The 10,889-nt window shown below is 64.1% G+C and carries 7 protein-coding genes and 2 rRNA genes (1 of these 9 cut by a window edge); 5 read left to right on the top strand and 4 right to left on the bottom strand.

The genetic code is table 11. The features are described 5' to 3' along the window. The 5 genes from LV476_RS07630 to LV476_RS07610 all read left to right on the top strand — a co-directional run. Window positions 1-2,299 (top strand): 23S ribosomal RNA (locus LV476_RS07630); it begins 579 nt to the left of the window's first position. An 84-nt stretch (window positions 2,300-2,383) separates the two neighbouring features. Beyond that, window positions 2,384-2,499: ribosomal RNA gene (gene rrf, locus LV476_RS07625) — 5S ribosomal RNA — on the top strand. 597 nt (window positions 2,500-3,096) lie between these two features. Next, window positions 3,097-4,284, top strand: coding sequence for an ADP-forming succinate--CoA ligase subunit beta (gene sucC, locus LV476_RS07620; protein ID WP_250074950.1), 1,188 nt, complete (start codon window positions 3,097-3,099; stop codon window positions 4,282-4,284). After that, complete coding sequence (gene sucD, locus LV476_RS07615) at window positions 4,281-5,183, top strand: succinate--CoA ligase subunit alpha (protein WP_250074948.1); 903 nt, start codon at window positions 4,281-4,283, stop codon at window positions 5,181-5,183. The genes sucC and sucD overlap by 4 nt, the downstream gene beginning before the upstream one ends. Next, entirely contained in the window at window positions 5,180-6,868 is a 1,689-nt protein-coding gene (locus LV476_RS07610; RefSeq protein WP_250074947.1) for an NAD+ synthase, read from the top strand. The genes sucD and LV476_RS07610 overlap by 4 nt, the downstream gene beginning before the upstream one ends. 25 nt (window positions 6,869-6,893) lie before the next feature. Here the strand turns inward: LV476_RS07610 and LV476_RS07605 are convergent, their stop codons facing one another. Genes LV476_RS07605 through metF form a run of 4 tightly spaced genes read right to left on the bottom strand, consistent with a single transcriptional unit; the run spans window position 6,894 to window position 10,870 of the window. Next, window positions 6,894-7,628 carry a 16S rRNA (uracil(1498)-N(3))-methyltransferase gene (locus LV476_RS07605; protein ID WP_250074945.1) on the bottom strand — a complete coding sequence of 245 codons (735 nt, stop codon included), beginning with the start codon at window positions 7,626-7,628 and terminating at the stop codon, window positions 6,894-6,896. Between the two features lie 7 nt (window positions 7,629-7,635). Then, complete coding sequence (locus tag LV476_RS07600) at window positions 7,636-8,976, bottom strand: adenosylmethionine--8-amino-7-oxononanoate transaminase (RefSeq protein ID WP_250074942.1); 1,341 nt, start codon at window positions 8,974-8,976, stop codon at window positions 7,636-7,638. Between the two features lie 18 nt (window positions 8,977-8,994). Then, entirely contained in the window at window positions 8,995-9,984 is a 990-nt protein-coding gene (locus LV476_RS07595) for a 3-dehydroquinate synthase II (RefSeq protein ID WP_250074941.1), read from the bottom strand. A 43-nt stretch (window positions 9,985-10,027) separates the two neighbouring features. Beyond that, window positions 10,028-10,870, bottom strand: coding sequence for a methylenetetrahydrofolate reductase [NAD(P)H] (gene metF / locus LV476_RS07590; RefSeq protein ID WP_250074939.1), 843 nt, complete (start codon window positions 10,868-10,870; stop codon window positions 10,028-10,030). Between the last annotated feature and the right edge of the window lie 19 nt (window positions 10,871-10,889).

Raw genomic sequence — 10,889 nt, 5'->3', positions numbered from 1 at the left:
TCGTGGCAAGCTTAACCGAGTAGGGGAGGCGTAGCGAAAGCGAGTCTGAACAGGGCGTTCAGTCGCGGTCAGTAGACCCGAAACCGGCGCGATCTACCCATGGCCAGGGTGAAGGTCAGGTAATACTGACTGGAGGCCCGAACCCACTAATGTTGAAAAATTAGGGGATGAGCTGTGGGTCGGAGTGAAAGGCTAATCAAGCCCGGAGATAGCTGGTTCTCCTCGAAAGCTATTTAGGTAGCGCCTCATGTCTCACTCTCGGGGGTAGAGCACTGTTATGGCTAGGGGGTCATCCCGACTTACCAAACCATGGCAAACTCCGAATACCGAGAAGTGCAATCATGGGAGACACACAGTGGGTGCTAACGTCCATTGTGGAGAGGGAAACAACCCAGACCGCCAGCTAAGGCCCCAAAGTGTGTGCTAAGTGGGAAACGATGTGGGAAGGCAGAGACAGCCAGGAGGTTGGCTTAGAAGCAGCCATCCTTTAAAGAAAGCGTAATAGCTCACTGGTCAAGTCGGCCTGCGCGGAAGATTTACCGGGGCTCAAGCACACCGCCGAAGCTGCGGATGCCGTAAGGCATGGTAGAGGAGCGTTCCGTAGGCCTGCGAAGGTGAACTGTGAGGTTTGCTGGAGGTATCGGAAGTGCGAATGCTGACATGAGTAACGATAATACGAGTGAAAACCTCGTACGCCGAAAGTCCAAGGTTTCCTGCGCAACGCCAATCGGCGCAGGGTGAGTCGGCCCCTAAGGCGAGGCTGAGAAGCGTAGTCGATGGGAAGCAGGTTAATATTCCTGCACCGACCGTTATTGCGATGGGGGGACGGAGAAGGCTAGGCCAGCCGGCAGTTGGTGTCCGGTTTAAGCCCGTAGGCGGATCTCTTAGGCAAATCCGGGAGATCAACGCCGAGAGGTGATGACGAGTTCCCACGGGAACGAAGTGGTTGATGCCAGGCTTCCAGGAAAAGCCTCTAAGCTTCAGATAACGGTTGACCGTACCCGAAACCGACACAGGTGGACTGGATGAGAATTCCAAGGCGTTGAGAGAACTCGGGTGAAGGAACTAGGCAAAATAGCACCGTAACTTCGGGAGAAGGTGCGCCCCCGGTACGTGATCGGACTTGCTCCGTAAGCGGAAGGGGGTTGCAGTGACCAGGCCGCTGCGACTGTTTATCAAAAACACAGCACTCTGCAAACTCGAAAGAGGACGTATAGGGTGTGACGCCTGCCCGGTGCCGGAAGGTTAATTGATGGGGTTATCTTCGGAGAAGCCCTTGATCGAAGCCCCGGTAAACGGCGGCCGTAACTATAACGGTCCTAAGGTAGCGAAATTCCTTGTCGGGTAAGTTCCGACCTGCACGAATGGCGTAACGATGGCGGCGCTGTCTCCACCCGAGACTCAGTGAAATTGAAATCGCTGTGAAGATGCAGTGTACCCGCGGCAAGACGGAAAGACCCCGTGAACCTTTACTACAGCTTTGCACTGAATACTGAACCTACTTGTGTAGGATAGGTGGGAGGCTTTGAAACCAGGACGCCAGTTCTGGTGGAGCCACCCTTGAAATACCACCCTGGTACGTTTGGTGTTCTAACCCAGGTCCCTTATCGGGATCGGGGACCGTGCATGGTGGGTAGTTTGACTGGGGCGGTCTCCTCCGAAAACGTAACAGAGGAGCACGAAGGTTGGCTAAGCACGGTCGGAAATCGTGCGGTTAGTGCAAGAGCATAAGCCAGCTTGACTGTGAGACAGACACGTCGAACAGGGTCGAAAGACGGTTCTAGTGATCCGGTGGTTCTGTATGGAAGGGCCATCGCTCAACGGATAAAAGGTACTCCGGGGATAACAGGCTGATACTGCCCAAGAGTCCATATCGACGGCAGTGTTTGGCACCTCGATGTCGGCTCATCACATCCTGGGGCTGAAGCAGGTCCCAAGGGTATGGCTGTTCGCCATTTAAAGTGGTACGCGAGCTGGGTTCAGAACGTCGTGAGACAGTTCGGTCCCTATCTGCCGTGGGCGTTGGAGATTTGAGGGAATCTGTCCTTAGTACGAGAGGACCGGGATGGACGAACCTCTGGTGTTCCGGTTGTCACGCCAGTGGCACTGCCGGGTAGCTAAGTTCGGATGGGATAACCGCTGAAAGCATCTAAGCGGGAAGCCCACCCCAAGATGAGATCTCCCCGAGGCCTCGAGCCTCCTGAAGGGCCGTGGAAGACCACCACGTTGATAGGCGGGATGTGGAAGTGCAGTAATGCATGCAGCTAACCCGTACTAATTACCCGTGCGGCTTGACCATATAACGCCAAAGCAACACACATAGATACAACACACGCATTCGCTTTACCGCCGATCAGCCTCAGGCTGGTCGGTTACCCCTTCGCCTGGCGTCCATAGAGCGGTGGAACCACCTGTTCCCATCCCGAACACAGCAGTGAAACGCCGCATCGCCGATGATAGTGTGGGGCTTCCCCATGTGAAAGTAGGTCAACGCCAGGCTCCCCATCCCGAAACCCCCGCATGCCTCAAGGCTGCGGGGGTTTCTCGTTGTAGGATTTGGCGTACACGCAGAGAGGTCGATTCCTACACGACTTTCGGAATCGCCTGATGGTGTCGGCCACCGAACGCACATAAAGTGCCTTGGGTGGAAGCATCTCCAATCAGGTGTTCATGACAGGTTGGCGTGTTGTGTTCCGGTTTGGTGTGACGCCGTCTGGCTGGCGTGGACGACCCCTCGCACGCGGCGCTGCTCTATCTCGATCGTGTGTCGGGAGATGAGTGGCCGACAGCAATCGGCGTCGGTCGGGCCCCGACTGAACACATCGTCACCCGCCGGGGATCGGCGGGGCGCCTCGCTCAGTGATGACCTGCGGGAAAGCCGGGGGGTGAAGGCACGGATGACGCGGCCAGTGGTGCCGCAGATGACTGTGTACCCCTGAATTCATATCTCCCCTCGGTGACTCGTTGCCCCGGCAATTGCCGGGGTTTTCTTTTGTCGGATAGAAAAGGGCGGATGCCGCGAGTGGGCATGACAATGCGGCCCGTGTGCGCGACAATGGCGCCCTTTCAATATCTCTATCCGCGGAATGGCCCACCATGAACCTGCATGAATATCAGGCCAAGTCACTGCTGTCGGAATTCGGGATCGAGGTCCCGCCCAACCTGCTGCTGAAACAGGCGAGCGCTAAACAGGTCGCCACGGCGTTGCCGGTGAGCGCGACCGGCCGCTGGGTGGTCAAGGCGCAGGTGCATAGTGGAGCGCGGGGCAAGGCCGGCGGGGTCCGGCTGGTCGGTTCCGGAGACGAGGTGGTCGGGGCCGCCGACGCGATGATCGGCACACGACTGGTCACCGGCCAGACCGGCCCGGCCGGCCTGCCTGTCGATGCCGTGCTGGTGGAGCCGGCCGCGACGATCGAGCACGAGTACTACCTCGCGGTGACGGTGGATCGCGCGCTGCAGCGGGTCGTGATGATCGCCTCACCTCAAGGCGGGATGGACATCGAGGCTGTCGCCGCCTCCAATCCCGAGGCAATCTTCCATGCGGTGGTCAATCCGACCGTGGGGTTGGCCGCGTATCAGGCTCGCGACCTGGCTTTCGCCCTCGGACTGGAAGGTAACGGCGTGAAGTCGTTCGTCTCTCTGGCCCTTAAGCTTTATCAGGCCTTCGTCGAGCGCGATGCCGCTTTGATCGAGATCAATCCGCTTGCTCGGGTGGCCGAGGGCGATCTCGCGGTGGTGGATGCCAAGGTGTCGCTGGACGACAACGCCGGATATCGGCAGGCCGACTGGTGGCAGCAACGTGACGTTGCCCAGGAGGATCCCGCGGAACGCAAGGCGATCGACCACGGACTGAACTACGTCTCACTCGACGGCAATATCGCCTGCATGGTCAATGGCGCCGGCTTGGCGATGGCTACCATGGATTTGATCCAACACGCCGGTGGCATGCCGGCGAACTTCCTCGACGTAGGTGGGGGCACCTCTGCGGCCAAGGTGACCGAGGCCTTCAAACTGATTCTCGAGAACGAGCGCGTCGAGGCCATCCTGGTCAATATCTTCGGCGGGATCGTACGTTGTGACCTGATCGCCGAAGGCATTATCGAGGCGGCCCGCGAGGTCTCGCTGGAGGTGCCGACGGTTGTCCGGCTGGCCGGGACCAACGCCGAAGCGGGCCGGCGCATGCTGGCCGAGTCCGGTCTGGCGCTGACCGCCGAGGACGATCTCGCCGCTGCCGCCAATCGGGCGGTGGCCCTTGCCAACAGCAGCCGGGAGGCGTCCCGATGAGCATTCTGGTCGACGAATCCACCCGCGTGATCTGCCAGGGTTTTACCGGCAAGCAGGGCACTTTCCACTCGGAGCAAGCACTCGCTTACGGCACACGTCTTGTCGGCGGGGTGACGCCCGGCAAGGGCGGACAGACGCACCTGGGGCTGCCGGTGTTCGACACGGTCGCCGACGCGGTCCGCGAAACGGGGGCGACCGCGAGCATGATCTACGTGCCGGCCCCGTTTGCCGCCGATTCGATCCTCGAGGCCGCAGCGGCCGGCATCGAAGTCATCGCCTGCATCACCGAAGGCATTCCCGTGGTCGACATGCTCAAGGTCAAGGCCGTGCTGGCGCAGGACTACCCGGATGCCTGCCTGATCGGCCCGAATTGCCCGGGTCTGATCACGCCGGACTCCTGCAAAATCGGCATCATGCCCGGTTCGATTCACAGCAAGGGGCGTGTCGGCGTCGTCTCGCGATCGGGCACGCTTACCTACGAGGCGGTCGCCCAGACCACCGCGGAGGGGCTGGGGCAGAGTACCTGCGTCGGCATCGGCGGCGACCCCATCGGCGGGCTGGATTTCATCGATTGCCTGTCGCGCTTCGCCGACGATCCGCAGACCGAGCTGGTGCTGATGGTGGGCGAGATCGGCGGCGGCGCCGAGGAGGCGGCTGCCGACTTCATCCGCCAGGGCTACCCGAAGCCGGTGGTGGCGTACATCGCCGGTGCGACCGCGCCGTCTGGCAAGCGCATGGGGCATGCCGGTGCGGTAATCGCGGGCGGGAAGGGGACCGCTGCGGCCAAGTGCGAGGCGCTGCGCGCGGCGGGCGTGCACGTGGTCGAGAGCCCGGCCGATCTCGGTGTGACGGCCGCCCGGGTGCTCAATGGTCAGGCCGAGGGCAGCAGCGCATTGTGAGTGATCAGCTGAACGGTATCGAGGAGCGCGAGGTCGACGGGCTCCGAATCGCGCTCGCCCAGATAAATACCCGGGTCGGCGACAGCCGGTCCAACGCCGCGCGCGTGATCGAACTGGTAAAACGCGCCCGCAAGGAAGTCGATGCTCGGCTGGTCGTGTTCCCCGAACTAACCCTGTCGGGCTACCCGCCCGAGGATCTGCTGCTGCGGCGCGACTTTGTCGATGCCTGCGAGGCCGAGTTGGCCCACATCGCCGAGCGTGTCGGCGAGACCGCCGTACTGATCGGCACGCCGGGGCGGGGCCCGGACGGCCATCTGCAGAACCAGGCGGTACTGATCGACGGTGGTCGGATCGTGGCTCGATACGCCAAGCAGGCGCTGCCGAACTACGGGGTGTTCGACGAGAAGCGCTATTTCCGCAAGGGCACCGAGACCCTGGTCGAGGAGATCGATGGTGTGCCGGTTGGGGTCGTGATCTGCGAGGATGCCTGGCGCGAGGGGCCGATCGAGCAGACCGCCCAGGCCGGCGCCAAGGTGATCTGTGTACTCAATGCCTCGCCCTTTCACCGGCTCAAGACTCGCGAGCGCGAGGCGCAGATCGCCGAGCGCGTGCACTCCAGCGGCTGCGCGATCATCTACGTCAATCTGGTCGGCGGTCAGGACGAGCTCGTTTTCGACGGTCGCTCGTTCGTTTCCTGCCGTACCGGCAACCACATGCACCTGCCCGGGTTTGCGGAGAGCATCGGCTGGACCGAGGTGTCGGCCGACGGCGAGATCGTCGCCCATGGGCAGAGCCACGAATGGCAGGAAGGCGAGGCGGAAATCTACCGCGCCCTGACTACCGGCATCGCCGACTACGTGCGCAAGAACGGTTTTTCGGGCGTGGTGCTGGGACTGTCCGGTGGTATCGACTCCTCGCTGGTGCTGGCCCTGGCGGTCGACGCCCTAGGCGCCGACAACGTGCTCGCCGTGCGCATGCCGTCGCAGTACACCTCGCCGATGAGCCTCGAGGACGCCGCACTCCAGTGCGAGGCCCTCGGCGTGCGTTGCGAGACGCTCTCGATCGAGCCGATCTTTGGCCAGTTCAAGGAGACCCTCAGCCCCCTGTTCGCGGGCCTGGCCGAGGATGTCACCGAGGAAAACCTGCAGGCGCGCGCCCGCGGCGTGATCCTGATGGCCCTGTCGAACAAGTTCGGCCGGTTGTTGCTGACCACCGGCAACAAGTCGGAGCTTGCGGTTGGCTACGCCACCCTCTATGGCGACATGGCCGGCGGCTTCGCCCCGATCAAGGATGTGCCCAAAACGGTCGTCTATCAGCTGGCGCGCTACCGAAATACCCTCGGCGGGACGGTGCGCCCGGAACTGGCCGCCGTGCCCGAGCGGGTGATCACCCGCGAGCCGTCCGCTGAGCTGCGCGCCGATCAGCTGGATTCGGATTCGCTGCCGGCTTACGAGGACCTTGATCGCATCATCCAGGCCTTCGTCGAGGAGGATCACAGCATCGAGGAGATCGTCGCGATGGGGTTGGACGAAGCCGTGGTGCGTCGTGTGGTGGGCATGATCCTGGTCAACGAGTACAAGCGGCGTCAGGCGCCGCCGGGCGTGCGCATCAGCCGGCGTGCCTTCGGCCGGGACCGTCGCTATCCGATCAGCTCGGGCTTCCGCCCCGACAAGACCGGCTCCTGATCCTGGCGCCGCCGGATCGGGCGCGTCAGCCCAGATCGCCCCACTGATATTGCAGCACCGCCACGCCGGTGATTGCGGCCGTCTCCGCGCGCAGGATGCGCGGACCCAGGGTCAGGGCGCGGAAGTCGTGCTCGATGGCCGTTTTCACCTCGTCGTCCGTCAGTCCGCCCTCCGGGCCTACCAACAATGCCACCTCGTCGGGGCGCGGCTGCTCCCGCAGCTCGGTCAGCAGTCGTTCGGCGCGCGGGTCGAGTACCAGGCGTACCGGCGCCTCGGTGGCGACGATCGCCTCGTCCAGTGACCGAATCGGTTCGATGGTGGGCAGGATGTCGCGACCGCACTGCTCGCAGGCGTTGATCATGATCTGGCGCCAGCGGACAATGCGCTTCTCGGCCCTCGCGCCCTTGAGTTCCAGCACGCTGCGCTCGGTCTCCACAGGCGCGATGGTCGTCACCCCGAGTTCGACGGCCTTCTGGATCACCAGCTCCATCTTCTCGCCCTTGGCCAGAGCGGCCATCAGGGTGATCGGCACCACCGATTCGGTCGGGCTCGGCTCGCTACTCTCGACCTGCACGCGCGCCTCGCGCCGGGCCAGTACCAGTTGCGCACGCGCACGCCGGCCGCGACCGTTGAACAGCTCCAGTGGCTGGCCGTCCTTGAGGCGCAGCACGTTGCGCAGGTAGTTGACGGTTTCCGCCGGGAGGTCGATCTCCCGGCCGGGCTCGAGTTCGGCGTCGACGAAGACGCGACGGATGCGCATGGTCGAGTTAGCGAATCGCCGCGTGACTGGCGTCGTGCGTAACCTGGAAGACGTGACGGTAATCGTCCTCGTCGAGCACGTAGGGCGGCATCCAGTAGAGGGTGTTGCCCAGCGGGCGCAGCAGCAGTTCGTGCTCCAGCGCGTACTGGTAGGCGCGCACGCCGCGGCGCTCCTCTGAGGGGAACGGCTCGCCGGTCTCCGGGTTGACCAGGTCCATCGCCGCGATCATGCCGGTGCGGCGCACGTTCGTGATGTGCGGCAGCTTGGCTAGCTCGGCCAGGTGGCCGTCCATGATCTCCTGTGCCTTGTGGTTGGCATTGATCACGTCGTCGCGCTCGAACAGGTCGAGAGTGGCCAGGGCCGCGGCGCAGGCGAGCGGGTTGCCCGTGAAGCTGTGGCTGTGCAGGAACGCTCGCATGGTGTTGTAGTCGTCGTAGAACGCCTGGTAGACCGTGTCGCTGGTCATGACCGCGGCCAGCGGCAGGTAGCCTGCGGTCAGTCCCTTGGACAAGCACATGAAGTCCGGGGTGATGTCGGCCTGCTCGCAGGCGAACAGCGTGCCGGTGCGGCCGAAGCCCACCGCGATCTCGTCGGCGATCAGGTGGACGTCGAACTCGTCACAGAGCAGGCGCAGGCCGCGAATGTAGTCCGGGTGGTGCATCAGCATGCCCGCGGCGCACTGCACCAGCGGTTCGACGATCACCGCCGCGGTGCGGTCGGCCTGTTCCTCGAGGATCTTGCGCATGCCATCGAGTGCCTCGGCGGCCCGTTCGCGGCAGTCGCCACGGTCCTGGCGGCAGGCTGGCGACGGTGCGGTCGCGGTGGCGCGCAGCAGCGGGCCGTAGGTGTCCTTGTACAGACCGACGTCGCCGACCGAGAGCGTGCCGAGGGTCTCGCCGTGGTAGCTGTTGGCCACGGTGATGAATTCGCTCTTGTCGGGTTTGCCGCTGTTGCGCCAGTAGTGGTAGCTCATCTTCAGCGCCACCTCGACCCCGGAGGAGCCGTTGTCGGCGTAGAAGGCGCGGTCGAGCCCGCTCGGGGTGATCTCGACCAGTCGCTCGGAGAGTTCGACCACCGGGCCGTGCGAGAAGCCGGCCAGGATCACGTGTTCGAGCTTGTCGAGCTGCGCCTTGATGCGGTCGTTGATGTAGGGGTTGGCGTGGCCGAAGATGTTGACCCACCAGGAGCTGATGATGTCGAGGTAGCGGCGGCCGTCGAAGTCGTACAGCCACGGGCCTTCACCGCGGTCGACGGGCACCAGCGGGATAGACTCGTGGTCCTTCATCTGGGTGCAGGGGTGCCAGAGGACGTTCAGGTCGCGGCGTTGCCAGTCCTGGTTGCGGGTCATTCCGGGCTCTCCTGGGAATTAGCGTTCGAGAATGGTTTCTTCGACCCGGCGACCGAAGTGCCGTCCGCCGCGCTCGGTCAACGAGACGCGCACCCGGTCACCGGGGTTCAGGTCGAGCACGCTCACCGCCTTGCCCTCGGGGTTCACCAGGCGGATGGTCTCGGCGTGCTGCAGGATGGCGGAGAAAACATTGGCCTCGTCGTCGACCGCCTCGATCTGCACCATCGGGCGGCGCTCGATCTTGTTGCGGCCGACGGCAAGCGCGCGTGTCTTCCCATCGGCGCCGACCACCAGGGCCGGATCGCCGCTGGCCATCTCGGCGAGATAGCGCACCCGGTCGCCGGGGGTGACCACATAGCCATGGATCGCGCCGGCATTGACGCGGAAGGGCCGGGCGGCGCAGTGCGGGTTGTCGACGTTCTCGCTGTGAACGAGAAAGCGGGCGTGATTGAAGCTGCCCACCAGCAAGCCCTCGCCGGGATCGAGCTCGCCGATCAGGTCGAGGCAGCTGCGGTCGCCCATACCCACCGGGGTGATCGCGGTGATGCGCGCTTCGGTCAGGGACAGCGGGGCGGGCTGGAGTTCGTCGAGCACGCGCCCGAGCGCCTCGATTGCCGGCCTGTCCGCATTGCGCAACCAGATGCCGGCCACTCCCTGTTCCATGATGGTCAGGGCGAGCTTGGCCTGTTCGGCAGTGTCGACCACCTGGACCACCTTCGCGCCACGGGCGATCAGGTTCTCGGCCGGGATGATGGTCCACTCGGCCGGTTCGACCACCGCGAGCCGATTGTGGCGGACGGCTTCCTCGTCGCTTTCCCGCTTGATGCGATAGCGGTCGAAGTCGCGGCCTTCCTGCAGGTCGCCGTCGCTGCCGACCCGCGGTAGACCGGCCGTGTCGGCGCCCTCCGGCAGTACCAGGGCCGTGGCGCCGGCCTCGCGCGCGGCGTGCGCGTCCGCCGGGTCGGCCGGCTCGATCCAGATGTGTTTGCGCGGGGTCGAATCGCTCATGATCGGCAGTATAACGTCTCGCCGGCGGGGCGCGGGCCGGTACTCAGTCGCCGATCAGCCCGGCGTCTTCGCACAGCCGGATCACCGGCCCGGAGCGGTTCATGGCGTAGAAGTGGATGCCCGGCGCGCCGGCGTCGACCAGTTGTCGGCACAGCTCGCTGACCACGTCGTGACCGAAGGCGCGCAGCCCCTCGAGGTCGTCGCCGAACCCTTCCAGCCGTTTTCTCAGCCAGCGCGGGATGTCCGCCCCGCACATGTCGGAGAAGCGCGCCAGCTGCTGGTAGTTGGTGATCGGCATCACGCCGGGGACGATCGGCACGGCGATGTTCAGCCGCTCGCAGTCGTCGAGAAAGCGCCGGTAGGCCTCGATCGAGTAGAAGTACTGCGTGATCGCGGCGTCCGCGCCGGCCTCGACCTTGCGCTTGAAGTTGGCCAGATCGGTTTCGGCATCGGGCGCCTGCGGATGGATTTCCGGGTAGGCGGCCACCTCGACGTGGAACCAGTCGCCGCTGTACTCGCGGATGAAGGCGACCAGCTCGTTGGCGTAGCGGAAGTCGCCCGGGTCCTGCATGCCGCTGGGCAGATCGCCGCGCAGGGCGACGATGCGGCGGATGTCCTGCTCGCGGTAATCGTCGAGGATCGCCGCGATGCCCTCGCGTGAGGAGCCGATGCAGGACAGGTGCGGGGCGGCCGGGATGCCGGAGTCGCGCTGGATCTCGCGCACCGTTTCGAAGGTGCGTGTCTGGGTCGAGCCGCCGGCGCCGAAGGTTACCGAGAAGTACTCGGGGCGGATCTCGCGCGCCAGGGTCTGGTAGACCTCGCGCAGCTTGGCCTCGCCGTCGTCGGACTTGGGCGGAAAGAATTCGCAGGAAACCGGGATGGACATGATTCCTCCGGGAAGTGAA

Origin of the sequence: Guyparkeria hydrothermalis, from assembly GCF_023555385.1 — a bacterium.
GTDB lineage: Bacteria > Pseudomonadota > Gammaproteobacteria > Halothiobacillales > Halothiobacillaceae > Guyparkeria > Guyparkeria hydrothermalis_A.
This window is presented reverse-complemented; position numbering and strand designations above follow the sequence as displayed.